At 55.3% G+C, this 25,844-nt stretch carries 22 protein-coding genes, 3 tRNA genes and 1 riboswitch; of the genes, 9 read left to right on the top strand and 16 right to left on the bottom strand.

The genetic code is table 11. The features are described 5' to 3' along the window. Positions 1-3 precede the first annotated feature (3 nt). Genes EYR88_RS10975 through pknB (EYR88_RS10955) form a run of 5 tightly spaced genes read left to right on the top strand, consistent with a single transcriptional unit; the run spans position 4 to position 8,087 of the window. On the top strand, positions 4-1,401 hold the full coding sequence (locus EYR88_RS10975) for a protein phosphatase 2C domain-containing protein (RefSeq protein ID WP_131089673.1): 1,398 nt from the start codon (positions 4-6) through the stop codon (positions 1,399-1,401). Next, positions 1,398-2,795, top strand: a complete 1,398-nt coding sequence (locus EYR88_RS10970; RefSeq protein ID WP_131089672.1) for an FtsW/RodA/SpoVE family cell cycle protein — start codon at positions 1,398-1,400, stop codon at positions 2,793-2,795. Before EYR88_RS10975 ends, EYR88_RS10970 begins: the two co-directional genes overlap by 4 nt. After that, on the top strand, positions 2,792-4,252 hold the full coding sequence (locus tag EYR88_RS10965; RefSeq protein WP_131089671.1) for a penicillin-binding transpeptidase domain-containing protein: 1,461 nt from the start codon (positions 2,792-2,794) through the stop codon (positions 4,250-4,252). Before EYR88_RS10970 ends, EYR88_RS10965 begins: the two co-directional genes overlap by 4 nt. Beyond that, positions 4,249-6,111 (top strand): Stk1 family PASTA domain-containing Ser/Thr kinase, encoded by a 1,863-nt coding sequence (gene pknB, locus EYR88_RS10960; RefSeq protein WP_131089670.1) that lies wholly within the window; start codon positions 4,249-4,251, stop codon positions 6,109-6,111. Before EYR88_RS10965 ends, pknB (EYR88_RS10960) begins: the two co-directional genes overlap by 4 nt. Further along, the gene (pknB, locus tag EYR88_RS10955) at positions 6,108-8,087 is read left to right on the top strand and encodes a Stk1 family PASTA domain-containing Ser/Thr kinase (RefSeq protein WP_131089669.1); all 1,980 of its coding nucleotides are present in this window, start codon (positions 6,108-6,110) and stop codon (positions 8,085-8,087) included. Before pknB (EYR88_RS10960) ends, pknB (EYR88_RS10955) begins: the two co-directional genes overlap by 4 nt. Positions 8,088-8,090: 3 nt before the next feature. Here pknB (EYR88_RS10955) and EYR88_RS10950 read toward each other — a convergent pair whose 3' ends face one another. Further along, entirely contained in the window at positions 8,091-8,735 is a 645-nt protein-coding gene (locus EYR88_RS10950; protein ID WP_131089668.1) for a gamma-glutamyl-gamma-aminobutyrate hydrolase family protein, read from the bottom strand. 176 nt (positions 8,736-8,911) lie between these two features. Beyond that, a complete protein-coding gene (locus EYR88_RS10945; protein WP_131089667.1) occupies positions 8,912-9,727 on the bottom strand; it encodes a class E sortase in 816 nt (271 codons plus the stop codon). A gap of 220 nt (positions 9,728-9,947) precedes the next feature. On the opposite strand from EYR88_RS10945, the gene EYR88_RS10940 reads away from it, so the two are divergent. Continuing rightward, positions 9,948-10,205, top strand: a complete 258-nt coding sequence (locus tag EYR88_RS10940; RefSeq protein ID WP_131089666.1) for a cell division protein CrgA — start codon at positions 9,948-9,950, stop codon at positions 10,203-10,205. Between the two features lie 54 nt (positions 10,206-10,259). Here EYR88_RS10940 and EYR88_RS10935 read toward each other — a convergent pair whose 3' ends face one another. Further along, complete coding sequence (locus EYR88_RS10935; protein WP_131089665.1) at positions 10,260-10,577, bottom strand: multidrug efflux SMR transporter; 318 nt, start codon at positions 10,575-10,577, stop codon at positions 10,260-10,262. Between the two features lie 13 nt (positions 10,578-10,590). Continuing rightward, positions 10,591-10,657: riboswitch (guanidine-III (ykkC-III) riboswitch) on the bottom strand. A gap of 4 nt (positions 10,658-10,661) precedes the next feature. Continuing rightward, a complete protein-coding gene (locus EYR88_RS10930; protein WP_165477328.1) occupies positions 10,662-11,546 on the bottom strand; it encodes an ArgP/LysG family DNA-binding transcriptional regulator in 885 nt (294 codons plus the stop codon). A 70-nt stretch (positions 11,547-11,616) separates the two neighbouring features. On the opposite strand from EYR88_RS10930, the gene EYR88_RS10925 reads away from it, so the two are divergent. Continuing rightward, positions 11,617-12,234 carry a LysE/ArgO family amino acid transporter gene (locus EYR88_RS10925; RefSeq protein ID WP_131089663.1) on the top strand — a complete coding sequence of 206 codons (618 nt, stop codon included), beginning with the start codon at positions 11,617-11,619 and terminating at the stop codon, positions 12,232-12,234. 492 nt (positions 12,235-12,726) lie between these two features. Here the strand turns inward: EYR88_RS10925 and EYR88_RS10920 are convergent, their stop codons facing one another. Together EYR88_RS10920 and EYR88_RS10915 are read right to left on the bottom strand one after the other, a co-directional pair. After that, entirely contained in the window at positions 12,727-13,425 is a 699-nt protein-coding gene (locus tag EYR88_RS10920; protein WP_242632526.1) for a rhomboid family intramembrane serine protease, read from the bottom strand. A 242-nt stretch (positions 13,426-13,667) separates the two neighbouring features. Further along, positions 13,668-14,213: a peptidylprolyl isomerase gene (locus EYR88_RS10915; protein ID WP_131089661.1), complete on the bottom strand. Its 546-nt coding sequence runs from the start codon at positions 14,211-14,213 to the stop codon at positions 13,668-13,670. A 171-nt stretch (positions 14,214-14,384) separates the two neighbouring features. On the opposite strand from EYR88_RS10915, the gene EYR88_RS10910 reads away from it, so the two are divergent. Continuing rightward, complete coding sequence (locus EYR88_RS10910) at positions 14,385-14,591, top strand: hypothetical protein (protein ID WP_131089660.1); 207 nt, start codon at positions 14,385-14,387, stop codon at positions 14,589-14,591. Positions 14,592-14,594: 3 nt separating this feature from the next. Here the strand turns inward: EYR88_RS10910 and EYR88_RS10905 are convergent, their stop codons facing one another. Together EYR88_RS10905 and EYR88_RS10900 are read right to left on the bottom strand one after the other, a co-directional pair. After that, a complete protein-coding gene (locus EYR88_RS10905; RefSeq protein WP_131089659.1) occupies positions 14,595-15,467 on the bottom strand; it encodes a DMT family transporter in 873 nt (290 codons plus the stop codon). Positions 15,468-15,574: 107 nt separating this feature from the next. Further along, on the bottom strand, positions 15,575-16,570 hold the full coding sequence (locus EYR88_RS10900) for a bile acid:sodium symporter family protein (RefSeq protein ID WP_131089658.1): 996 nt from the start codon (positions 16,568-16,570) through the stop codon (positions 15,575-15,577). 53 nt (positions 16,571-16,623) lie between these two features. Here EYR88_RS10900 and EYR88_RS10895 point away from each other — a divergent pair, with 53 nt between their 5' ends. Next, entirely contained in the window at positions 16,624-17,823 is a 1,200-nt protein-coding gene (locus tag EYR88_RS10895; RefSeq protein ID WP_242632525.1) for a glycosyltransferase family 1 protein, read from the top strand. A gap of 70 nt (positions 17,824-17,893) precedes the next feature. Here EYR88_RS10895 and EYR88_RS10890 read toward each other — a convergent pair. The 8 genes from EYR88_RS10890 to recF form a co-directional block, all read right to left on the bottom strand. Then, positions 17,894-17,966 (bottom strand) — tRNA-Ala (locus EYR88_RS10890). Between the two features lie 94 nt (positions 17,967-18,060). After that, positions 18,061-18,133, bottom strand: a tRNA-Ala gene (locus tag EYR88_RS10885). Positions 18,134-18,291: 158 nt separating this feature from the next. Next, a tRNA-Ile gene (locus tag EYR88_RS10880) sits at positions 18,292-18,365 on the bottom strand. A gap of 120 nt (positions 18,366-18,485) precedes the next feature. Continuing rightward, positions 18,486-19,073 carry a DUF3566 domain-containing protein gene (locus EYR88_RS10875; RefSeq protein WP_131089656.1) on the bottom strand — a complete coding sequence of 196 codons (588 nt, stop codon included), beginning with the start codon at positions 19,071-19,073 and terminating at the stop codon, positions 18,486-18,488. Further along, positions 19,070-21,664 carry a DNA gyrase subunit A gene (gene gyrA / locus EYR88_RS10870; RefSeq protein ID WP_242632562.1) on the bottom strand — a complete coding sequence of 865 codons (2,595 nt, stop codon included), beginning with the start codon at positions 21,662-21,664 and terminating at the stop codon, positions 19,070-19,072. The genes EYR88_RS10875 and gyrA overlap by 4 nt, the downstream gene beginning before the upstream one ends. Positions 21,665-21,753: 89 nt before the next feature. Further along, the gene (gene gyrB / locus EYR88_RS10865; RefSeq protein WP_207306515.1) at positions 21,754-23,757 is read right to left on the bottom strand and encodes a DNA topoisomerase (ATP-hydrolyzing) subunit B; all 2,004 of its coding nucleotides are present in this window, start codon (positions 23,755-23,757) and stop codon (positions 21,754-21,756) included. A 342-nt stretch (positions 23,758-24,099) separates the two neighbouring features. Beyond that, positions 24,100-24,657: a DciA family protein gene (locus EYR88_RS10860; RefSeq protein ID WP_131089653.1), complete on the bottom strand. Its 558-nt coding sequence runs from the start codon at positions 24,655-24,657 to the stop codon at positions 24,100-24,102. Continuing rightward, positions 24,650-25,813 carry a DNA replication/repair protein RecF gene (gene recF, locus EYR88_RS10855; protein WP_131089874.1) on the bottom strand — a complete coding sequence of 388 codons (1,164 nt, stop codon included), beginning with the start codon at positions 25,811-25,813 and terminating at the stop codon, positions 24,650-24,652. Before recF ends, EYR88_RS10860 begins: the two co-directional genes overlap by 8 nt. Between the last annotated feature and the right edge of the window lie 31 nt (positions 25,814-25,844).

Raw genomic sequence — 25,844 nt, 5'->3', positions numbered from 1 at the left:
CCTATGGCCCTCAAACTCAAATTTGCCGCAAAGTCTGATGTTGGGCGGATTCGTAAGAAAAACGATGACTCCGCCTATGTCGGTGAATACCTTGCGGTACTCGCCGATGGCATGGGCGGCCATGTCGGTGGCGACGTCGCCTCGGCATCTACCGTCCTAGATTTAGTGCACCTAGATCATTCAGACATTGCAGATCCCCAAAACGCGTTGCCTGATGAAATTCAGGCCGCCAATCTGGTCTTGAACGAACTTGTTGGTTCCAATCCGAAGCTTTCGGGCATGGGAACCACGGTCACTTCATTGCTGCTTTCTGGCACCACTTTGCAGATGGCCCACATTGGTGACTCGCGAGCCTACCGGCTGAAGCACGGCACTTTTGAGCAGATCAGTCGCGACCACACTTTTGTGCAGCGACTTGTTGACGAAGGTCGGATCAAGCCGGCCGAGGCTGAGGTCCACCCCCATAAGAACGTTCTTTTGCGCGTTCTTGGTGACTCGGATGCCTCACCAGAACTTGATGTTCAGCAAATCGAAGCTGAGCCCGGCGAACGCTGGATGCTCTGCTCCGACGGTCTGACCGACGCGGTGTCACTGCCGGTGATTGAACAGATCATTCGCAATACCGCAAATATGGATGAAGCCGTCAACGATCTGGTGGCCATCACCCTGAAAAACGGTGCCCCGGATAACGTCACCGTCGTAATGTTTGAGGTCATTGAAGACACCGCCACTGACCACAGCGAACCAGCTGTCTTTGAGCCTGCGCCAGACACCGCCCAGCTAGCTATTGCTGCTGAGGGCGATGTTGAGGCTAGCGCTTCACTGCTTCGCCACGAGATTTCCCAGCGCCCACACTTGCTTGTGGGAGCGGCTCAGTTGGCCACGCAGACCGGGCAGATTCCGGTGGTCACCCAGTACACCGGTGAACGTCGTGCCGCGGCACTGCTCACTCACCGTTCACCAGCCGCAGGCCAGGTGCTCGATCCACTGGAGAGCCCAACTGCTCACCGTCGTTGGATGATGCCGATCCTGCTGACACTGGCTGCTTGCCTCGCGGTGGCCCTGGTCGTCTGGGGTTACATGTGGACGCAGACCCAATACTTTGTTGGCACCGTGGATAACAAGGTCGCCATTTACAAGGGTGTTCCGCAAGAGCTCGGACCGATTTCACTTTCGGAAGTCGACACCGTCTCCCAGGTTCCTGTTGAATCTCTGCCTGAGTATTCGCGCCAGCGAGTTGAAGCCAATATTTCGGCCGATAACCGTGAGCACGCGCAGATGATCATTCAAGAACTGTTGGTCACTGCCAAACAAAACTGTCCGGTGCAAGCCCCCGGAAATTCCGAATCATCAAGCAACCAAGCCAAGTTGCCCGCCTACTGTCTGGAGATCATGCAGTGAACGAAGTGCAGACCGCCCCGGTACCACGGCGCAATCTTGAGCTAGTCCTGCTCATCCTGGCTCTCGGCGTCGGTGCCGCGGCCTTCTACTTGGTCGGTAGTACCACCGAAGGTGTCGACAACTCCGACTTCTACGTACAGATGAGCATCATGGCCGCACTAGCTCTGGTTGTTCACGTATTGCTACGCATCTTTGCTAAATATGCCGATCCGGTAATACTTCCAATTACCATTGCTTTGAATTCTCTTGGCCTAGCCATGATTCACCGTATTGACTTGGCTAAAGGCACTTCTCAGTCGGCCCGACAGCTGCTCTGGACCGCTATTGCAATCGTCATTGCGGCCGCCGTTCTGTGGGCCGTAAAGGACCACCGCCTCCTGCGCCGCTTTACCTATATTGCATTGCTGGTATCCATCCTGTTGCTCTTGTTGCCTTTGATCCCTGGATTGGGCGTCACCATCAACGGTGCGCGAATCTGGATCCGCATGGGCAGCTTCTCGCTGCAGCCTGGCGAATTGGCAAAAATCACCCTGTCGATCTTCTTCGCAGGATATTTGTCCTCAAACCGCGACTTGATTCTGATGGCCGGCCACAAATTTGGCCCACTGCAGCTTCCCCGTTTGCGCGATATGGCGCCAATGTTGATCGCTTGGTTGCTGTCCATCGGCGTGCTGGTGGTCCAGCGTGACCTAGGTTCGGCCATCTTGTTCTTCGGCCTGTTTATCGTCATGGTCTACGTTGCTACCGCACGTATTTCTTGGGTACTGATTGGCCTGCTGATGGTCGCTGTTGGCGGTATAGTCGCCGGGCTAACCATGAGCCACGTGACCCGCCGTCTTGATGTTTGGCTTAATGCTTTTGACCCAGCGATCTACCAAGCCACTGGTGGCAGCATGCAGATTGTTGAAGGCCTGTTCGGTATGGCCGATGGTGGACTCTTTGGCACCGGCCTTGGCGCTGGTTCCCCTTACCGGGTTCCACTAGCAAACTCGGACATGATCATCGCTTCCTTCGGTGAAGAAATCGGTCTGGTTGGCGTCACTGCCATTGTGCTGCTGTACATGCTGCTGGTATCCCGCGGTCTGCGCGCAGCCTTGGGCTCGCGTGACACCTTCGGCAAGCTACTGGCGGCCGGCCTGTCATTCACCTTGGGCCTGCAGGCCGTGGTCATCATCGGTGGTGTCACCCGATTGATTCCACTGACCGGTTTGGCCACACCATTTATGGCTGCAGGTGGTTCATCATTGCTGGCGAACTGGATCATCATCGCGCTGCTGCTCTTGATTTCCCACAATTCACGGCGCCCAACGTCAGGCGTCTCAGGACCCACCGATGAAATTGCAACGCCCACAAAACCTAAAACTTCAATCACTAAGGCGGTGAAGAGCAAGTGAATCAGGCTATTAAGCGAGTATGGATCGCACTGACCATGCTCTTTATCGTTTGCCTTGGCGGGCTGAGCTACATCCAGTTCTTCGATGCTGACAAACTCACCGACAATGCGCTGAATAAGCGCCAGCTGTTCCGTGAATTTGATCTTCCCCGTGGCGCCATTTTGGTTGATGGCAAGCCAATTGCCGAGTCGGTCCCAACCGACGACGGACAGTTTGAGTACCAGCGTGAGTACACCAATGCTGAGATGTATGCACACCTCACCGGCTACTACTCGCTGGCTAACGGCACCACCCAGCTGGAGTCCTCGCTCAACGATTGGCTCACCGGCAGCAGCTCGGATCTGCTTTACGATCGTTTGCTGGCAATGTTCACCGGCAAGAAGACCGAAGGTGCTTCCGTCGAGCTCACTCTGGACGGCGATCTGCAGAAGACAGCTTTCAACGCCATCCCTGACGGCGTGAGGGGAACTGTCATTGTCACCGATCCAAAAACCGGCGACATTCTGGCCATGGCTTCCAAGCCGACCTATGACACCAACGATCTTGCGGTGCACTCCACTAGCAAAGCTGCCGAGAACTTGAAGAAAGTCAGCAAGATTGATGGCCTGAGCCCTTACCTGAATCCTGCGATTAGCAACTTGGAATATCCAGGTTCCTCTTTCAAGATCTTGAGTACTGTTGCTGCGTTAGAGTCCGGAAAGTACGATCTGGACACCTCGATCAACAACCCAACTTCGGTGCGATACAAGAATTCAACGAGGTCGATGAACAACTTCGGTGAAGGTGTTTGTGCCCGTGAGCCTCGCGCAAAGTTGGCATTCATCTTTGCCCAGAGTTGCAACACTCCGTTCTACGAGATCAGTAAGACCGTAGGTAATAAAGCCTTTGGTGATGTTGCAGAGCGCTTTGGCTTCGGCCAACAACTGAACATTCCGCAGCGCGTGACGCCAAGCCAGTTCCCTGCTCAAGATGCTGACGAATCCGAATTGGCCCGTATGGCCATCGGTCAGGGCAGCAACAAGGTCACCGCCCTGCAGATGAACATGGCCGCCATGGCCATCGCCAACAATGGTGTGATCATGAAGCCAAACATGATCGATAAGGTCATTGCCCCGGATCTTCGAGTCGTCGAAGAACCAAAGCCTGAGAAGTTCTCCACGGCCACCTCCAAGGAAGTTGCTTCGCAGCTCAAGGAGCTCATGGCAGGGCCCGTCACGCGCGGTACCGCCATGAATGCGGCTGTTGAAGGTGTGGACTTCCGTGCCAAGACCGGTACCGCTCAGTTGCGAACCGAAAATGGCGTCGCCTACGTGAACTCGTGGATGACCGGTTTCGCTCCAGCGGATGATCCTCAGGTCGCCATCACGGTCACCTTGCAAGACGTAGATTACGACACTGGTCACAACACGACCGGTGCAATCATGAAGAAGATGTTAAAGGCGGTGTTCAACAAGTGAGGCCAATAACCGGCACCACCTTGGGCGGTCGTTACAAGCTCACCGATCGCATTGCAATCGGTGGCATGGGCGAAGTTTGGAAAGCTCGTGACCAGGTACTTGGACGCCTCGTGGCGATCAAGATCCTCAAAGAGGAATACACCGACAACGAAAGCTTCCTGACGCGTTTCCGTGTTGAAGCCCGACACACCGCACTGCTGAACCACCCTGGCATCGCCGGCGTCTTTGACTACGGCGAGGAGCAGGGCTCGGCATACCTAGTCATGGAACTCGTTCCTGGCCCGCCGCTGTCCACCATCATCGAGCGCGAACGCAAGCTCGAGGTAGATCGCACCCTCTCACTGATTGCGCAGACCGCTCGCGCGTTAGCTGCCGCTCACGAGCACGGTCTAGTACACCGCGACGTGAAGCCGGGCAACATCTTGGTCATGCCTTCTGGCGTTGTGAAGATTACCGACTTTGGTATCGCACGCCTGGCCGACCAGGTGCCGTTGACCGCCACCGGTCAGGTGATGGGCACCGCCCAGTACCTCGCTCCAGAGCAGGCCACTGGACAGAACGCTACCGGCAGCTCCGATATCTATGCCTTGGGTGTCATCGGTTACGAATTGCTGGCTGGGCGTCGTCCGTTCACCGGCGAATCGCAGATCGCCATCGCACTGGCACAGGTCAATGATGCTCCCCCGGCATTGCCGGAAACCATCCCTGCTCCGGTTCGTCAGCTGATCATGTCGATGTTGGCCAAGAACCCATCGGATCGTCCAAAGAACGCCACCTCGCTGGCCAAGGCTGCCGACGCATTGCGCGCTGGCGATACCAACACCGCCACCATGGCGGTTCCTGGCATGCTGGCCACCGGCATTTCTGAGGACGCCACCCAGGCTTTGAACCTGGACGCTGACGCTACCCGCGCAATGAATCGCGCGGACCCTGCACCAACGATGACTAACTCCATGCCTACCGTGGCTGAACCTGTGCGTACCGCCAGTGGCTTCACTGCGGCCGCACCTCTGGGTGCCAGCGGTTTTGATGACGAAGATGCTGACGCTCAAGATCCTGCACCGCAGGAATCAAAGCGCAGTCCTTGGTTGATCCCACTGATCGTAGTTATTGTTCTGGCTGTAGTCATCGGTCTTTTGGCGTGGCTAATCCCTGCCATGAGCAGCAACAATGACCCTGCCGCGTCTTCCTCGACGGAAAGCTCTGAATCAATTTCTGAGTCTGCCAGCGAGAGTGAAAGCGAAAGCCCTGAAACTGTTCAGGTATCCTCGTCGCTGGTGGGCAAGGACATTGACGAGGTCACCGCGCAGCTCGAAGGCCAAGGCCTGAAGGTAAACGCAGTTGCCGAGGAATCTTCCGATACTGATCCGCGCAAGGTTATTAAGCTGAACCCCACCGGAAACGTAGAAGTTGGCGAGACTATCACTGTCACCTACGCCAAGGCCCCAGAGACCGTTGAAGTGCCATCTGTTGTTGGCATGAGCTACTCCGCTGCCCAGACGCAGATTCAGAACGCTGGATTGGCTGTATCCAAGGGTGAAGAACGCAGCGATTCTTCGGTGGCTGGCACCGTGCTGAGCCAGAGTGAGGCCGCAGGCAGCCAAGCTGAGCCAGGAACCACCGTGACCTTGGATGTATCCAGTGGTCCGAAGGAAACTGAATCGACTACTCCAACTCCATCGGAAACCCCGTCAGAGACTCCTTCAGAGACTCCGTCTGAATCGGCTACTCCAACCCCATCGGAGACGCCTTCAGAGACCCCGTCTGCTTCGGCTACTCCGACCCCGTCGGAGACCCGATCTGCAACCCCGTCCGCTTCGGCAACTCCGAGTGAATCGGCTCAAAGCGAAGCGCCATGAGCGAAGTTGACGCACTGCCGCCAGGTCTGCCGCGACTAATCAATGAACGATACGAGATCGAATCGCTCATTGGTCGTGGTGGCATGGCGGATGTCTACCTCGCCACGGACCACGTACTCTCTCGCAAGGTTGCCGTTAAGGTCTTGCGCCCTGATACCGCCAGCAATCCTATGGTGGTCAACCGTTTCCGTCGTGAAGCCAAGGCAGTCGCGGCGCTCGGTCATCCCAACATTGTCGCCGTATATGACACCGGCGAATTACCTGCCACAGACCAGCAGCGTGAACGCTTGCCGTTCATGGTCATGGAATATGTCACCGGCAAAACACTCAAGCAGGTTATTGCCCAAGGTGGCATCCAGCCAGAGTTTGCTGTCCGCATCACCCGTGGTGTTGCTGAAGCCCTAGGCCATTCGCACGCCAACAATGTGGTGCACCGCGATGTTAAGCCGGCCAACGTCATGGTCAGCGATGCCGGGCACGTCAAACTCATGGACTTCGGCATCGCACGTGCGACCGATAATTCGGCCACCATGACCCAGACTGCTGCAGTAGTGGGCACCGCCCAGTACTTCTCCCCTGAACAGGCTCGAGGCGAGCAGGTAGATTTCCGCTCCGATATCTATTCGACCGGTTGCCTATTTTATGAACTGATGACCGGACGCCCACCCTTCACCGGAGACTCCCCGGTTTCGGTGGCGTACCAGCACGTTGGTGAGATCGCTACGGCACCCAGCGACGTCAATCAGGATCTAGATCCCATCTATGATCCGATTGTCGCCAAAGTTCTTGCCAAAGATCGGGCTGACCGTTTCCAGTCTGTTGATGCGTTCGCAACGGCCTTGGAAAACGCCTTGCACGGGATCGAATTCCACGAAGATCAGGCTCAAGCAACCCCATATACTTTGCCTATTTATGGCATCCACGACAATACCGAAGCTGGTTTTGCTGCTGCGTCAGCTCCGATGACCAATGAGCACCCGGTATTCACGAGCGAACATGAGCCGGTACAAACTACACGGCACAAGTCGAACCGCGCTTTGATTATCTTGCTTTCGCTCATCGCTTTGTTGGCGGTAGCCGTTGCCAGTTTCTTGGTTGTCCGTTCGATTCAGGCGGATCAAGAGAAAAACGCTCCGGTAGCGGTCCCTGACGTAAAAAATATGTCAGAAGATGATGCCAGCAGCTTGTTGCGTGACGCCACCTTCAACGTCAAAGTGGAACACGAATTCGACGAAGATGTAGATACCAATAAGGCCACTCGTACCGACCCCACGTCGGGTACCGAGGTAGCCAAGGAATCTACGATTACTCTTTACCTTTCCAAGGGTTCAGAGCAGCGCGAAATCCCTGACAACCTGGCCAACCAGTCTGAGGCCACCGCTCGAGACGCTCTGAGCGAGGCTGGTCTGGAAGTTGGGAAGATTACCCGAGAGAACTCAGCGACCGTGGACACTGACCGGATTATTGAAACCAATCCAGAGCTTGGCTCCAAGGTTAAGGCCGGTTCAAAGGTTGATCTGATTCTGTCGACCGGACAGGTAGAAGTCCCCGACCTCGTTGGCATGACTCTAGACGAAGCCGAGCGGGAGTTAGATGACAAGGGGCTAGTTGAGCTGTCCATAGATTCTAGTGCCCCGGCTGTGGAAACTGACGAAGTCAGCCCTGACGAGATCGCTATACAGACTCCGGATGAATCTGCCACCATCGATCAAAGTGGAAGCATTTCCGTAATTCTGGCTAAGGCACCGGCCGAGCCGAGCCCATCGGAATCCGAGACTCCGAGCCCTTCCGACAGTGAAGAACCTTCTGAATCGGACAGTGAGGATCCTTCTGAGGATCCGACTGAAACGCCTTCTGAAACGCCATCCGAGTCTGCGAGTGAATCCCCTAGCGACTCGCCTAAATCAACCAAGGGTCCTAAGCAGGGCAAGCCGTTACCCTCACCAGGAAAGCCCGGTGAGGGCAATAGGTTCTAGCGGTTATTCACCACTGAACAATGGACTCAGGGTGGAGGCCTTCTCGGCCGCTCCCTGCAGCCCTAAGAATTCCAGCCAGTTACCAAGCATTTGGTAGCCCTGCTCAGTCAGAACAGACTCAGGATGGTACTGCAGACCCCATAGAGGCGCTTCTCGGTGCGCCAGAGCCATGATGACTCCCCCAGCGGTCTGCGCAATGATTTCCAGCTCTTCTGGGATGCTCTCGCGTACTGCAGCCAGCGAGTGGTAACGGGTAGCGGTGAATGGGTTGGCCACATTCTTGAAGACCGGGTGGTTCTCATGGTGGACGAGCGAGGTCTTGCCATGCATCAGTTCTTCGGCATGGGTTACCGTTCCACCGTAGGCTTCGGTCAGTGCCTGATGACCAAGGCAGACGCCCAACATCGGCTTATTCTGCTGCCCGCACCACTTGATCAAATCGATGCTCACCCCGGCACCAGCTGGATCACCGGGACCTGGAGAGATCAGTACACCGTCGTATTCAGAAGCTAATTCGATTGCTTCTTGCACACTGAGATCGTCATTGCGATGCACCGTGGTCTGCGCGCCAAGCTCCTGCAAATAGCCCACGAGGGTGTAGACAAAACTGTCGTAATTATCGATCACTAGGATCTTGGTGCTGCTCACGGGGTACTCTGGCCAATCGTTGAATCGGTAAAGGGGCTGATGTATTGATTCAGCCACGGAAAAACGTACACCATCAGTAATAGCACGATGGCGGCAATGACAATCAATGCTTCAAAAATGCGAAGCCATAGTGGACCGGGTAAGTTCCGAAAAATCCAGGCGTACATTTGTTCCTCCTAGCTCGTTGCTTCGATAACCATGTCGCGGATTTCCTTGGGTGGACCAGCGTCAAGGGGCTGCCAATCGGTCAATTCCGAATACGCAATCATTCGCTGTTGCGTCGTATATTTCGGATGGCAGGTAGTCATCGTCAAGATCGACTTGGTTGGCTCCACTCCCCATTTGTGCGGGGTAGGCAGAAGTACGTCGCCGTTGGATGGAGCAACCACTTCCGTGGCGTACCAGGTATAGGTGTAATAGCCTTCTGCTGTCTGCAGGTAGATCTTGTCGCCCTCTTGCAGCTTGTCTATGTCCCAGAAAACCTGACCGTGAGTTTGACGGTGCGCGGCAACGGCAAAGTTGCCTTTCTCCCCCGGTTGTTGGGTCGACGGGTAATGGCCGATACCCAGATTATCGATGACGTAGTCTTCGACTCCGGAGGTCACCGGGTGATGAGATCCATGGCTACCAAAACGTGGGAAATACATGATTCCGAAAGTGCTACCCGGAGCTATTTTGGTCACCGGCGCCGGCCCGTAGTCCTTGGTCTCTTCCTTTTCCTTCTCGGAAGAGTTTTCAGACGAATTCTCTGAGGAATCCTCTGGTTCATCCGGAATGACCACGTCGCCAAATTCTTGGATGAGTCCCTGAGTTACTTCTTTCTGAGCCTGCGCGGAATCAATATTTGTCCACCACAGTTCCCACGCGACATAGAGCATGAGCAAAATTCCTATAGTAATGAAGAGTTCACCGAGGAATCCTACGATGACATTTCCCGCAGACCGAGGGCGGCGCTCTGCGCGGCGGCCTTGTGCTGTGGCAACTCGATTCACTGCTCTGCGACTCCTCTGGGAATTCCTTTATCAGGATATGTCAATCTACATGGGGCCTCACAGGCCAAAACCCGGTAGTTCTCATGGGTTACGGCTAGTATGGAAGCTACGTAGGAATGCAACAAGCAGTTCTCAGCATCCTTGTGCCCAAGCCTACCGGGAAGACCTAACGTCTCCCACATTTACTACATTAAGCAGATGAAGCCGAGGGAGCATTCGAGTGCCGGAGTCAAAACCACGACGCAAGAACAAAACACAGGCCGAAACCGAGCGCCAGCGCACCCACTCCATTGATGCGCCAATGCCAGGTTGGTACAAACCTGTCATGTTTGGTTTGATGCTCCTTGGCCTGGTGTGGATCATCGTCTACTACATTTCTCAGACCCTGTTCCCAATCCCCAACATTGGTGGATGGAACATTGTTGTTGGATTCGGCATCGCGATGGTCGGATTCTTTATGACAACAGGCTGGAAATAGCACTTACGCCGATCCCTATGGGGATCGGCGTAGTTCGTTGAATCGATCAGTTCTTTAGTGGCTTACGGCCTTGAGTCCGATAACGCATCCGACCAGACCAATGATGAACACCACCTTGAGCACCGAAAACGCTTCTTGTCCGGTGGCCATTGAGTAGATCACCGCGAGTGATGCTCCGACACCTACCCAGATTGCGTAGGCGGTGCCAACAGGAATCTCTTTCATGGCATAGGCAAGGCCAGCCATGGAAACTAGTAAGCCAGCAAAGAAGACGATGCTTGGAAGAAGTTTCGACAAGCCTTCACTCATGCCCAAGGCAATGGCCCAAACGGCTTCGAAGACACCAGAAATAATAAGAACGGCCCAATACATGCCGGAATCCTTTTCTGGCCGTCTTGTCGATTTCCGGGTACGGCTCCCTCGTCCGGGTACAGACATTGATTGCCTGCAACGAGCTCAGGCTATCAAATGCAGTCCGAATTGGCGGGCGGCTGTGACTAATATGCCATCCATCTTGCTTAGCAGTTCTGAATCCACGGCCCATCGCTGCAGGTAGAGCGGAACATCGGCGAACCAATCCTCGTGAAGTACCTTCAGCCCCGTGGCTTCAGCGAGTTGTAGTTCGGGGATCATCCCCCAGCCCATCCCTGCTTCAACCGCACAGAGGTATCGCAGCGAGTCAGGGACGTGGTGCACTTGGGCTTCGGGCCGTCGGTCCTGGCCAGCAAGCCGTGCGACCATGCTGTATTGCAATGGATCCTCGCGATCAAAAACGACCATTGGTGTTTTAACTAGGGCTTCTGGATCCACGCGGGGCAGGTACCGTTCAACGATGCGTGGTGCTGCAGCTGCGCGATATCTCATGGCTCCAAGCTTTTTACTGACGCATCCTTGAAGTGCTTGGGAAGTCGTAGTGACTACGGCGCTGACTCGTCCGCTACGAAGTAGCTCCAATCCCCTGTTTTCATCGGTACGCAGAATCTCAACAGACAGATTCTCGATGTCTGCCAACTGTTCAAAGACCGGCGAGAACCACGTGGACAAGGAATCAGCGTTAACTCCGATGGCTACGTTCAAGGGTGCGTCGGCAGAAATTTCCCGGGTGAATTCCGCGCTGAGCAACGCCATCTGCCGCGCATACCTGAGCACCCTATATCCCTGTTCGGTAGGAATGACCGGACGACTCCTGATTACAAGGATCGCCCCGATTCGATTCTCCAAAGCCTTGATTCGCTGGCTGACGGCAGAGGCCGTAACGCCTAAGTCGATGGATGCATCATCAAAGCTTCCGGCATCCACCACAGCCAGCAGGGTCTCGAGGTGCTCAACGTCGATATTCACATTAGGAACTCTAATCTAGATGCAGAAAGTTAAGTTCGACTTAGCCTGTAGATTTTCATACGGTTTTCTCATGACTCCTGCACCATTTTTCTTCGGTATGACCACTGGACTATCGCTGATCGTGGCCATCGGCGCCCAGAACGCCTTCGTGCTCCGTCAAGGAATCAGAAAAGAGCACGTCTTCACCACCGCGCTAGTCTGCGCCCTGTCTGACGCCGTCCTCATTTGTGCTGGAGTCAGCGGAATGGGCGTCTTAGTTGAGCGACTCCCCTGGCTACTGGTCATCGCGCGCTTGGGTGGCTTCCTATTCCTTGCAACGTATGCGGCGTTCGCCTTTCGCCGGTCGTTCAAACCAGAGTCGCTGAAAATTAGCGATTCAACTCGTTCGGTGACGACCCTGTCAATAATCGGAACTACGCTGGCGCTAACTTGGCTCAATCCCCACGTATATATCGACACGGTTCTACTACTCGGATCGGTTGCCGTAGCCCAAGGCGACGGTGCTCCATGGTTTGCGTTCGGAGCCATCACTGCGAGCTTCATCTGGTTTTTTGTTCTTGCCTACGCAGCGCGCCTGCTCGCCCCACTGTTTGCAAAACCCAAGGCCTGGCAGATCCTCGACTTCATCATCGGCATCCTTATGCTTTTGTTCGCAACCTTCTTGATCTGGCCCCTTTTCACCAACTAATCCACAAGTTATCAACGTTATCCACATGCAATGTGCACAACTTTTACCAACAGTTGTTCACAAACTTATCCACAGCTGGGGACAATGTGTCGATTCTTGAATGGATATGCGCGTTATAACTTGTCAAGTGTACTTTTCGTTAAACAAATGACATGCTTGTAAGTTATTAACACTGTGGATTTCGACTGTGGATAGCGCTCGATTTTCGCTTATTCACAGCCACTCGCGCTAATCGGTTAAACTTTCGAACCTAAAGTTATTAACAGTTCGCTGGTTCGTATATGCGCTATCTACAGGGGTTGTTAAAAAGTTATCCACAACTGGGGACAAGGTTGTGAGTATTGCTTAGCGTCCTCGAAATATCCTTGAATACAAAGGTATCCACGCCTGTTAATATCTCCGAAGCTCCGGAAGTTACACGGATGTAAGTTATTAACAGTGTGGATAATCTGTGTGGATAACGAATACTGGGGTTTTCGAACTATGCTCCGGTCACTTTGCACCCTGGGCTGCAAGGTACACAGCGACAAGCAGAAGTATCGATAATGCGCTGAGCAGTACTAGCTGGATTCGCGAACGCTGTGGATTACTTCTAGGGATCAGCACGATACATGCTGAAGCAATAATGCCGGTTACGGCGCCACCCAAGTGTCCTTGCCAAGAAATTCCGGAAACGACGAAGCCAAGCACGATGTTTAGCACCAGAATGATGCCCATCTGGCGCAAGGCTTGCTTGTTGGAGCGGAAGACAACAAAGGTTGCTAGGAAGAGGCCTGCCAATGCGCCTGAGGCACCGAGCGTGGCACTCATCGGAGCGCTGAGCAATAAGATGCCCAAGGATCCGCCGATGGCGCTGAGCAGATAAAGCCAAGCGAAACGCAGCCTGCCTAGTCGGGGCTCGAGCAATGTGCCGAAGATGTAGATGCCGTACATGTTCATGGCCAGGTGCAGGATTGACCCGGTGGAGTGAGCGAAGGCGCTGGTGATCAAACGCCATGGTTCATAAGCGGCGATCACGGGCGCTAGGACCAATGAATTGGTCAGCCCCGGGATGATCCACTGGAATAGGTATACAAGGACGTTCAGTGCGATCACGGCGTAGGTAATCACCGGAGCACCGGAGCGTAAGCGCCCACCAAACTGTGTTTGCTGTTGCGGCAGGCGCCTGCTGGCCTCCGCGACACATTCCACACACTGCACGCCCACTGGGGCAGAGACCTGGCATTGAGGACAGATCGGGCGTTCGCACCGATTGCAAGAAACGTAAGCTACCGTGTCCGGGTGTCGATAGCATGTCGGAGCTGCTTGGCCCTGAGGGTTAATTTGCCCGTAGGACATCGGTACCTGCCTTGTATAGGGTTGGGTGCTTAAACTTCAGGCCCCGACAACACCACATGGTGGATCGTCGGGGCCTGCGGTTTTGGAGTCGGTTGTTACAGGGTCTCGATATCGACCGAGTTGATAACAACGTCTTCCAGTGGCTTGTCGCGGCCGTCGGTTGCAACAGCGTTCAGCGCGTCAACGATCTTGCGTGAATCTGCGTCATTAACTTCACCGAAGATGGTGTGCTTGCCCTGCAACCAAGTGGTTGGCACGGTGGTGATGAAGAACTGCGAACCGTTGGTTCCGCGGCCCATACGGATACCCGCATTAGCCATGGCCAGCTTGTAAGGCTCGTTGAAGTTCAGTTCTGGGTGGATCTCATCATCAAACTGGTAGCCTGGGCCGCCGAAGCCCTGACCCAGTGGGTCGCCACCCTGAATCATGAAGTCAGAAATGATGCGGTGGAAGATGGTTCCGCTGTACAGCGGGGTGTTGGTCTTCGTGTCACCGGACTCTGGGTGTACCCACTCCTGCTCACCGGTCGACAGGCCAACGAAGTTCTTTACGGTCTTAGGTGCGTGGTTGCCGAAGAGATCGACAACGATATCGCCCAAGGTAGTGTGAATCGTGGCTTTATGAGTTGCGTTTGCGGTCATGCCTACATTGTTCCATGATCAGGGCGTGACCCACTAAAAACTGACGTACGCGTTGAGTGAAAATTTAGAACAATCTCTGATGGCATCACAGCTAACACTGGCTTGCAAGACCGTATCTGCATAGTCTTGAACTGTCGGAGACCGAGATCGACTTTGAGTCTGGAGCAATGCATGAGCAAGAAGAGCAAAGTAGGAAAAGTACTAGCCGTTGGCTTGATTGCCGGAGTCGTCGCCATTTTGGTTGCCGTATGGAAAGCCTCGAAACCAATCGAAGATCCATGGGAAAACGAACCTACAACGGCCCTTCCACAACAGCCCATTGATTCACGAGAAGCCAGTGTGGAAGAAATCCGCGAAATCATCGAAGATGACAAATAAAAACTAACTACGCTTCACTTTTGGTTGGGCTTGCCCTCGTATGACGAGGGCAAGCCCAACGAGTATCACCACTAGGCCGGCATAGGTTGCCGGCGATACAACCTGCCCCAAGAAAATTGCTGCCAGTAATGCAGCACCTGGAATCTCGAGCAAGATCAGCATTGAAACCGTCAGGGCTCCCAATATATTGAGCAGATGGTTCATTGCGGTGTGGCCAAGAATCTGCGCGCAAACCGTCAGCAGAACAATGCCCCACCAACCATGAGCATCAAAACCCCACACAGGCATGCCGGTGGCAAAGCAGAGCACCAATAGAGCCAGTGCGGTAATTGCGTAACAGCTCGAGGTGTAGCTCACGGTGCTCATTGTTTGTCGAGCGACGGATCCTGCAAGGGTGTAAACAGCCGCCAAGACGCCACCTGCTAAGGCCAAAAAGTCACCGAGCAGAGCCTGCGAACCCAAGCTCATGTCGAACCCGGTGATCACAATCGCGCCACCTAGGGCAACCGCCATTCCGACAAAAACCTGTGTTCGATACTGAACCTTGCGCATTACTTGGAAGACCGCAATCCACACACCTTGGATGCAGACCAAAGCAGTACCGGCAGCCACGCTAGTGAGTCGCATCGAGTACATAAAGCAGACGAAGTGAAGAGCCAGTGCTGTTCCCGCAAGACCGGTGAACGTCCACTCACGAGCTGTCATACTCAGATACACCCGAGGGTTTTTTCGCAACGCCGGCACACTCAAAATTGCCGCTGCTGCACCATTGCGCCAGAAGGCCATGGACAGAACCGGGACACCCGGGAAAGCAGCAATAATGGGTCCGGAGGCAGAGACTCCGAGGATGCCGACCAAGGCGAGAAGGAACGTCACGAGCTAAAAACACCTTCGTTTCTTGTAGCTGTTTTCAGCTGGGACAAATCACGTTTTTTGCCCGTGGTTACGTATCAATATCCTACATTCCTCAATGGGAATATATCTTATTTGTCGGCCAAATTCCCCGTGTTTACGGTCTTTTTGCGTCGCCAGTAAGCAGCGATCATCGCTCCGGACAAGTTATGCCATACGGAGAATACAGCAGCGGGCAGAGCTGCTTCTGGGGTAAAATATTGCTTTGCTAGTCCACCTGCCAACCCTGAATTCTGCATTCCTACTTCGATAGCCATCGTTCGGCGGGCATCGGCAGGCACGCGCATCAGCACGCCGGCTCCGTAGCCCAGCAGGAGCCCCAATCCGTTGTGCAAGATGACGGCAACTAGTACCAGCAGTCCTGCATTCATGATGGCTTGCGAGCTGCCGGCCACAATAATTGTCACCACAACGGTGATGGCGAGAACTGAGATCCATGGAAGAACTCCGGTGACCTTAGTGACCAATCGGTTAAGGACCATCCGGATCGCAATTCCGAGCACCACTGGAATCAGAACAATCTGAACAACACTTAGCGCCATCGATCCGGCATCAACAGGCATGTACTGGCCAGCCAGCCACAGAGCCAACAGGGGAGTTAGCGCAGGGGCAATCAAGGTCGATACAGAGGTCATGGCTACCGACAGGGCAACGTTGCCTCGAGCCAGGTAGGAAACGACGTTTGACGCTGTTCCACCCGGAGCGCAGCCAACCAAGATGAGGCCGGCCGCCAGTGCTGGATCTAGGTGAAGCACGGTGGCCACCAACCAGCCTGCGCTAGGCATCACGACAAACTGGGCAACCACACCGCCAAGGACTGGCAGCGGGTTTTTCACCACCAAGGCGAAGTCAGGCAAGGTCAACGTCAAACCCATGCAGAACATGATGATCATCAATAAAGGATTGATCCACCCAGCCAAGCCAACAAAAGCTTGGGGGAGCAGCATGCCACACAGTCCACCCAGCAGAATCAATACAGGAAAGAAGAGGACCGCTATGCGCGAATCTTTGTCGATCTTTTCGCTCTGAACTGCGCCGTCGACGTCGCCGGAATTTTCGTTTACCACTTACGGTATCTTGCCACCAATGGCCTAAAACCAACAATAAACAACAGAAGTTAATGAACTGCCCCAGTCGTATTTACTTTGATGTCACCGTGGATCGCCATCCTGAAAGTGTGAAGGTCGCAATCGTCGCTGAATCGTTCCTGCCCCACTTCAACGGGGTTACCAACTCTATTCTGAAGACCCTGGATCATCTGGCTCTGACCGGACATGATGCAGTGGTCATCACGCCAGCTGGCTCATTGACCGGCGAACTGACGGGCCATGGGGTGCCGAAGCACTACCGCGGTTTCCGTATCCACACCGTGCCCTCAATGCCGTTGGCTAGCTACCCTGAGGTCAGGGTGGCTACTACCAGTGTGGGTCGGCTTCGTAAGATCCTGGCGTGTGAGCGTGTAGACGTAGTCCATCTGGCTAGCCCATTCATCTTGGGATGGCAGGGGCTACGTGCAGCTCAAGAAATGAATCTACCTACGGTGGCCCTCTACCAAACCGAGGTTCCCAACTATGCAAGCCGCTATAAGATGCCGTGGTTAACCCAGCGTCTGTGGGAGCATGTCCAAGCCATCCACACGGCTGCTGATCTATCGCTAGTTCCCAGCACCTTTTCTTTCCAACAGCTCAAGAACTTGGGGATCGACAGGCTCAAGATTTCGGGCAGAGGAGTCGACACCGTCCAATTCACCCCACAACGACGCAGCGAGCACTTCAGGCAAGCTGTAGCGCCGAATGGGGAAGTCATTATCGGATATGTTGGGCGTCTGGCCGCAGAGAAGCAGGTAGCTGATCTAAAGGCTTTAGCTGACCTGAAGAACACCAGACTCGTCATCGTAGGTTCTGGCCCGTTAGAGGCCGAATTACGGGCCTTACTGCCTACCGCACACTTCACCGGCTTCCTCTCGGGTGAACGATTGGCAGAGGTCATGGCTTCTATGGATGTATTTGTTCATCCCGGCTCCTCTGAAACCTTCTGCCAGACCATTCAAGAGGCTATGGCCTGTGGTGTCCCGGTGGTGGCTGTGGGCCGTGGAGGGCCGCTAGATCTCGTGGATTCCTCGCACACGGGCTGGTTGTATCAGCCGGGGAATCTTTCTGAGTTACGAAGCCGGGTCAGTGACCTTGTTTATGATGATGCCAAACGCTTGGCGTTTGCTAGTGCGGCGTTAGCCAGCGTTCAGGGTCGTTCCTGGTTCAACATTGGCGAACAGCTCGTCGACCATTATCAATTTGTCCGAATGGCTCGAATCAGCCGCTGATGTTCTGCGGCTTGGTTGCCTTGGAAATGGCGAAGGACGGAAAGCGAATGCTTTCCGTCCTTCAATACTGTGGAGCCTAGGAGAATCGAACTCCTGACATTCTGCTTGCAAAGCAGACGCTCTACCAACTGAGCTAAGGCCCCTTATACAGTTTTTGGTGTTCCACACCGATCAATCCGAAGCGGATCAATCAAAAAGAATTAGCGGAAAGCTGATGCTTTCCGCCAGTCTTTTTTGTGGAGCCTAGGAGAATCGAACTCCTGACATTCTGCTTGCAAAGCAGACGCTCTACCAACTGAGCTAAGGCCCCAAAAGCTTTAGGAAACTTTATCGGCTACCTGATGCCAGGTTTCCTTTGTTTCCGAAGAAGCCTTTACTTTCTTGACCAAGACTACCGTAGCAGTCGCAATCGTTGCGAGAACCAGGAACTTTTTCATTACTTCCTCTTTCTCTCTAGCAAGGTTTCCGTGGGCGTACCAAGACTTGAACTTGGGACCTCTTCGTTATCAGCGAAGCGCTCTAACCGCCTGAGCTATACGCCCTTGCTTTTGTTTGTTCCCTTTGGAACGAAATAAAACTCTACCGGGGATTTCCAGAACTTACAAATCGAGCCCGGGTGTCATGCATCACAACATGAATCCCGGGCTCGACTAGGGGTGTTTCTAGTCGTCGGTGAGGGTTACTCCGATGCCGCCAACCAATGAAGCAGCGATGTTGTACAGCACCGCTCCAAGGGTGGAAACCACCGAAATAACTACAACATTCACCACGGCGATAATCGTTGCGTAGGAAGCAACCTGACCCAGCGACATGGTCTGTCGTAGGTCGAAGCTGCCCTGAGCAATCGCATCACGGATCAGCTGGTTGAACGCATCGAAGGTTCCCATCAGGTCAAGCAGGGCCCAAATACCTACGGAAGCAACTACGGTGATCACACCGAAAGCTACCGCGAGCAAGAACGCGAGCTTCAGAACCGAGAACGGTTCAACCTTGGAGACCAGCAAGCGTGCCTTACGCACCTTGGCCTGAGGCGCCGGGCGAACCAGACGCTCCTGGGTGGTAGCCGGGCGCTGCTGGCCACCGGTAGGCCGTTGACCTGTTGGGCGGCTCTGGCCGCCTGCTGGTCGGGCACCGCCGGCCGCTGGGCGGCTACCGGTGTTGCTAGTTGCCGGACGCTTTACCTGGGCAGGTCGCGGCGCTTCGCTCTTCGGGGCACTGCCGTTGGGGCGTGGCGTCGAGGGCGTGCTCATGCGTTACCTCCGTTAGTGGTGTCATCGTCCTGTACGTCAGTTTCGGTTTCTGGCGCAGGTGATGACTGATCGATCGTGTTTTCTGCGTCCAACGTTACGGCATCTTCCTCCAAGTTCTCTTCGAGCTGGGTCTCGGAGTTCTTGGCTACCGCAATAATGCTGTCCTTCTTGTCCGGCTTTGCGAAGATCACACCCATGGTGTCTCGACCCTTGGCAGGAACCTGCGATGCGGCTGAGCGCACCACCTTGCCACCGCTCATGACAACCAAAACTTCGTCGGTTTCATCAACGATCAACGCACCAACCAATTCGCCGCGTTCCTCGTTCAGCTTGGCAACCTTAATGCCCAAGCCACCACGGGATTGAACGCGGTATTCAGCAACATCGGTGCGCTTGGCGTAACCTTCGTTGGTCACCGTGAAGACGAAGGAATCTTCGCGGACCACATCGGCGGCCAACAACTCATCACCTTCACGGAACTTCATGCCGGTCACACCAGAAGTTGCACGACCCATTGGACGCAGTGCGGTATCGGTCGCGGTGAAGCGGACCGACTGACCCTTGCGCGAGACCAGCATCACATCATCGGATTCGCTAACCAGCTGTGCGGAGACAAGCTCATCATCGTCGCGCAGGTTGATAGCGATCACGCCGGCGGTGCGGTTGGTGTCGTAGTCTTCCAGACGGGTCTTCTTCACCAAACCATTGCGGGTAGCCAACATTAGGTAGGCAGCATCCTGGTAGGTGCGTAGATCCAAGACCTGGGCGATGTGCTCGTCGGGCTGGAATGCCATGACATTTGCCACGTGCTGACCCTTGGCGTCACGACCGGCCTCGGCCAGTTCGTAGCACTTGGTGCGGTACACACGGCCGTGGTTGGTGAAGAACAGCAACCAGTTGTGGGTTGAGGTGACGAAGAAGTGCTCCACCACGTCGTCCCCGCGCAGGTTAGCGCCCTTGATGCCCTTGCCGCCGCGAGCCTGCGAGCGGTAGTTATCAATGCGGGTGCGCTTAACGTACCCACCGCGGGTGATGGTGACGACCATTTCCTCTTCAGGGATCAGGTCTTCAACGCTCATGTCGCCGTCGTAGCCCATAAGGATCTTGGTGCGACGATCATCGCCGTGTTTGTTCACGATCTCGCCAAGTTCTTCGGCGACGATTTCTCGCTGACGTTCAGGCGAAGCGATGATGGCCTGGAATTCGGCAATCATGCGCTCGAGTTCAGCGTGACGATCCTGAATCTTCTGGCGCTCCAGAGCGGCCAGACGACGCAGCTGCATATCAAGGATGGCGCGGGCCTGATCCTCATCGATGCTCAGCAGTTCCATCAGTCCGTCGCGCGCTGCCTCGGTGGTTGCCGAACGGCGAATCAGCGCGATGACCTCGTCCAAAGCATCCAGTGCCTTGAGCAGGCCACGCAAAATGTGTGCCTCTTCTTCGGCCTTCTTCAGGCGGAACTGGGTGCGGCGTACGATGACTTCGATCTGGTGGGTGACCCAGTGACGGATGAACCCATCCAGTGGCAGGGTGCGTGGCACCCCGTCAACGATGGCCAGCATATTGGCCGAGAAGTTGGTCTGTAGCTCGGTGTGCTTGTACAGGTTGTTAAGCACAACCTTGGCCACGGCGTCGCGCTTGAGCACGATGACCAGGCGCTGGCCGGTACGGCCCGAGGTTTCATCGCGCATGTCGGCGATGCCGGCGATCTTGCCGTCACGCACTAGCTCGGCGATCTTCACCGCGAGGTTATCCGGGTTGGCCATATATGGCAGTTCGGTAACTACCAAGCAGGTGCGACCCTGGATTTCTTCCACGTTGACTACCGCGCGCATAGTGATGGAACCACGGCCGGTGCGGTAAGCATCGGCGATGCCCTTGGTGCCAAGGATCATCGCGCCGGATGGGAAGTCCGGGCCCTTGACGCGCAGCATCAGCTCGGCGAGCAGCTCTTCACGGGTAGCTTCCGGGTTCTTCAGGTACCACTGCACACCCTCGGCAACTTCGCGCAGGTTATGTGGCGGAATGTTGGTCGCCATACCCACGGCGATGCCCGAGGAACCGTTCACCAACAGGTTAGGGAAGCGGGCTGGAAGAACCGTAGGTTCCTGGTTCTTACCGTCGTAGTTGTCCTGGAAATCAACGGTGTTCTCGTTGATGTCGCGGACCATTTCCATGGCCAGTGGGGCCATTTTGGTTTCCGTGTAACGCTGGGCAGCAGCACCATCGTTACCCGGGGAGCCGAAGTTACCCTGGCCCAGGGCCAGTGGGTAACGCATAACCCAGTCCTGGATCAGGCGAACCAGGGCATCGTAAATCGCAGTATCACCGTGCGGGTGGTACTGACCCATCACTTCGCCGACAACGCGGGCGCACTTGTTGTAGGCGCGCTCCGGACGGTAGCCGCCGTCGTACATCGCGTACAGCACGCGGCGGTGCACAGGCTTCAGGCCATCGCGCACATCCGGTAGGGCACGGCCAACAATAACGGCCATGGCGTAGTCCAGGTAGGACCGCTGCATTTCGGTCTGCAGGTCGATCTGGTCAACCCGGCCGCCTTCATGGATTGGCTCGATGACTTCGCCGTCCATGGGTTCATTCTCAGGGGTTTGCTCGTCGCTCAATGTGTTCCCTTATAAGTCAAAAAGTCTTCAGTGGATTTCGTCTTGGCCTAGGCCGATCAGATATCCAGGAAGCGCACGTCCTTGGCGTTCTGCTGGATGAAGTTACGGCGGGACTCCACGTCCTCGCCCATCAGCACGGAGAAAACTTCGTCCGCGGCTGCGGCGTCATCCATGGTGACCTGGCGCAGCGTACGGAATTCCGGATCCATGGTGGTGTCCCACAATTCCGAGTAGTCCATCTCGCCCAGACCCTTGTAGCGCTGGATTCCGTTGTCCTTTGGCAGGCGCTTGTTGGAAGTCTGTCCAGCTAGCAGTGCATCATCGCGTTCCTTATCGGAGAACACGTAGTCGTGCGGCGCATTGGACCACTTGATGCGGTACAGCGGGGGAGCAGCGAGGTAAACGTAGCCGTGCTCGATCAGCGGACGCATAAAGCGGAAGATCAAGGTCAGCAGCAAGGTGGTGATGTGCTGGCCGTCGACGTCAGCATCGGCCATCAGCACAATCTTGTGATAACGCAGCTTGGCCATGTCGAACTCTTCGCCGATACCGGTACCAAAAGCGGTGATCATTGCCTGAACTTCGGCATTGCCCAACGCACGGTCCAGACGAGCACGCTCCACGTTCAGGATCTTGCCACGCAACGGCAGGATGGCCTGGGTGTGTGGGTCACGTCCGCGCTTGGCCGAGCCGCCTGCGGAGTCACCCTCCACGATGAACACTTCGCACTCGGAAGGATTCTTCGAGGAGCAGTCCGAGAGCTTACCGGGCATACCGAAGGATTCCATCGGCGACTTACGTCGGGCATTATCGCGCGCCTTGCGGGCGGCCATACGCGCCTGGGAAGCGAGCTGTGCCTTGCGGATAATGTCGCGGGCAACGTTGGGATTGCGCTCGAACCAGTCGCTGAGTTCCTCGTTGACTACACCCTGGACAAAGCCGCGGGCCATCGAGTTGCCCAGCTTGGTTTTGGTCTGGCCTTCGAACTGTGGTTCGGAAAGCTTCACCGAAATCACCGCGGTCAAACCTTCACGGGCATCTTCACCGGTGAGGTTGTCATCCTTTTCGCGCAGGATTTTGTTATCCCGGGCGTAACGGTTCAGCAGACCGGTCAGCGCAGCACGGAAGCCTTCTTCGTGGGTACCACCCTCATGGGTGTTGATGGTGTTCGCGTAGGTGTGCACGGACTCGGCGTAGGCGTTGGTCCACTGCATCGCAATTTCCAGGCTGATGCCTCGAGCAGCGTCTTCAGATTCGAAGGCGATGACCTCGTCGTGAACCAGTTCTACCTTTTTGGCGGCGTTCAGGTGCTTGACGTAGTCCAGCAGGCCGTCCTTGTAGAGGTAGTCCACAGTTTTTGGCTTAACTACCTGGTTTTCGATCTCTTCGGCGACTTCGGCTTCTGGTTCAGCGTTGACTGGGGTGCGCTCATCGGTCAAGGTGATGCGCAGGCCCTTGTTCAAGAAGGCCATCTGCTGGAAGCGAGCACGCAGCGTCTCAAAATCGAATTCGGTGGTCTCGAAGATTTCCGGATCCGGGTAGAAAGTCTGGGTGGTGCCGGTCTTATCGGTCTCTTCACCCTTTTCCAGCGGGCTGGTGGTCACACCACCATTGCTGAAGCCGATACGCCATGCGTTGCCCTGGCGGCGAACGACGGTATCCACCTTGCGCGATAGCGCGTTAACCACGGAAATACCCACACCGTGCAGGCCACCGGAAACAGCGTAACCGCCGCCACCGAACTTGCCGCCGGCGTGCAGGATGGTCATAACTACCTCAACGGTAGGCTTGCCCTCGGTGGGGTGGACATCCACGGGGATGCCTCGACCATTGTCGACACAACGCACGCCACCATCGGCTTGCAAGGTGACGTTGATGGTGTCGCAGTATCCAGCCAAGGCTTCATCGACGGAGTTGTCCACGACTTCGTAAACCAAGTGGTGTAGGCCGCGAGGGCCGGTGGAACCGATGTACATGCCCGGGCGTTTACGTACCGCTTCGAGTCCTTCGAGGACGGTAATATCCTGGGCGCCATAGGTATGTTCGACTTTGGAAGTCATCGATTCCGCGGGAACCTGGCTTTCTGCCGGATCCTGCGGTGAAGCATTTTCAGTAGACACGGGTGCTACGAACTCCTCGAATTAAGCGCGCGATCACCGTTGCGCCGCAAAGTGCGTCTCGGGTGATCATGGTCTGGAGGGACATCGCCGCGGGGTTGACCCACAGCAAAATCATTTCACTGCTTCTAATTCTACCGCGCTGAGCAAAATAATCGGTGCTTCTGTGGCCTAAATCGGCCACATAAAGCTAGCAATTGACCTTCTGAGGCAGTTGCGGAGCATAAGTGAGGGGGGATCCACCCTCCGGGTGCGTTAGCGCGCCATATGCCGTGCCAGCTATTTTTATCCGTAGGTGTCTCTTGGACCGCGTCCAGCGACCGAACGCATGCCGTGACGCCACGACGGAGCATTGGGTCCTAAGACCTTGAGCACGGTAACAATTCCGGGGCCCAACTCTGCATCAAATTTTTTCAGAATATCGTGGCTCATTAGGCGCATCTGTGCCGCACGTGCGGTCGTATCACAACGCATCACCACCACCGTATCTTCAAAAGATTCGGGTTTACAGTGCTCTGCATTTTCCGCACCAATGATGTCAGCCCAGCGCCCCAGCACCGAGCCCACGGCAACTTGGGTGTTCCAGCCGCGAGCCTTGGATAGCCGCGAGACAACTTCACCAATAGCTCGAGGGTCGCGCACCACTCCAGGTTCGGAGGTTCCCTTTTGGTCCATGAAGCCGCGACGGGCGGACTGACGTTTGCGAACTTTTTCCATTCGCGCTGCATCTACGCGGCGTTCGCCGCGCTCTTCCGCGAGCCTACGCATTCGGTTCAGCAAGGCCTTCGCTGAGTCGATTTCTGGATCAAAGCGGTGTTCGTCCCGCTCTTCAGGCTCACGCATCGACAACCTGGCCAGGGGATACCTGGAAGAAATGTCCCTTCAGTGCTTCGGGAACATCTTCCACTACGGCCGCCGTGACCAAAACTTGCTCTGCGCCGGCAACAATATGAGCCAGCCGATCTCGACGAGTGGTGTCTAGTTCGGCAAAGACATCATCCAAAATCAAAATTGGTCCCGAACCCGCTCGAGGATCATCATCACCAAAAACTCTGTAGGCTGCCAGACGCAGAGCCAAGGCAAAGGACCAGGTTTCACCGTGGGAGGCGTAGCCCTTGGCGGGAGTTGGGCCTAGGATCAGCGCAAGGTCATCACGGTGGGGGCCGAATAGCGAGATGCCGCGGTCTAGTTCACGGCTGCGGTTCGATTCGATGGCACCAAGAAGAAGATCTTGGATCTCTTCTTGGTTCAGCTCCTCCAACGACGTCACCGGAAGGCTGTTCTCGTCGGTTTCGCCTTCCAACGAGGAACGGTAGATCGCCTGTGCCGCTTTGCCGCCATCAGCAAGATCCGCGTAGGCAGCCTGCATATATGGCCTGATGAGCATAAGAACATCAAGGCGGCCTCGGATGAGTCGAGCCCCGCAGGTGGCCAGTTGCAGATCCCATGCTTGCAAGGTGTTCTCTTGCGAAGCGGTGAGTTTGGATTTTCCACGAATGGATTTCAGCAATGCATTGCGCTGCTTGACGATTCGTTCGTAGTCATTTTTGGTGCCGGCTTCTATCGGCCGCAAGGCAATGAGTAGTTCGTCAAGGAACTTGCGGCGATTTGATGGATCGCCCTTAACCAAAGCCAAATCTTCAGGGGCGAACAACACCGTTCGCACCATGCCCAAGATTTCTCGAGCACGTATCGGGTTAGCTCGATTGATCCTTGCTCGGTTCAGTTTCCCGCTAGTGATCTCCACCTCGAGCGTGGTCTTTTGGCTTCCGCGGTGCAAAGTACCGCGAATCAAAGCTCGTTCTGCACCAAAATTCAGCAACGGAGCATCGTTGCTGACGCGATGAGACGCCAAATTAGCTAGGTAACCAATGGACTCAACGATGTTGGTCTTGCCCACCCCATTGGGGCCGATTAAAACGTTGATGCCAGGAGCTAGGTGCACGTCAGCCTGCGCATACGAGCGGAAGCTCGTGAGGGAAAGCTGCGAAATATACACCGAAGTCCTGACAACGTCGTGGTGGCGGATG

Source organism: Arthrobacter sp. S41 (assembly GCF_004320535.1).
GTDB lineage: Bacteria > Actinomycetota > Actinomycetes > Actinomycetales > Micrococcaceae > Glutamicibacter.
Note: the sequence above shows the minus strand (reverse complement) of the source record. Positions and strands in the feature narration are given on the sequence as shown.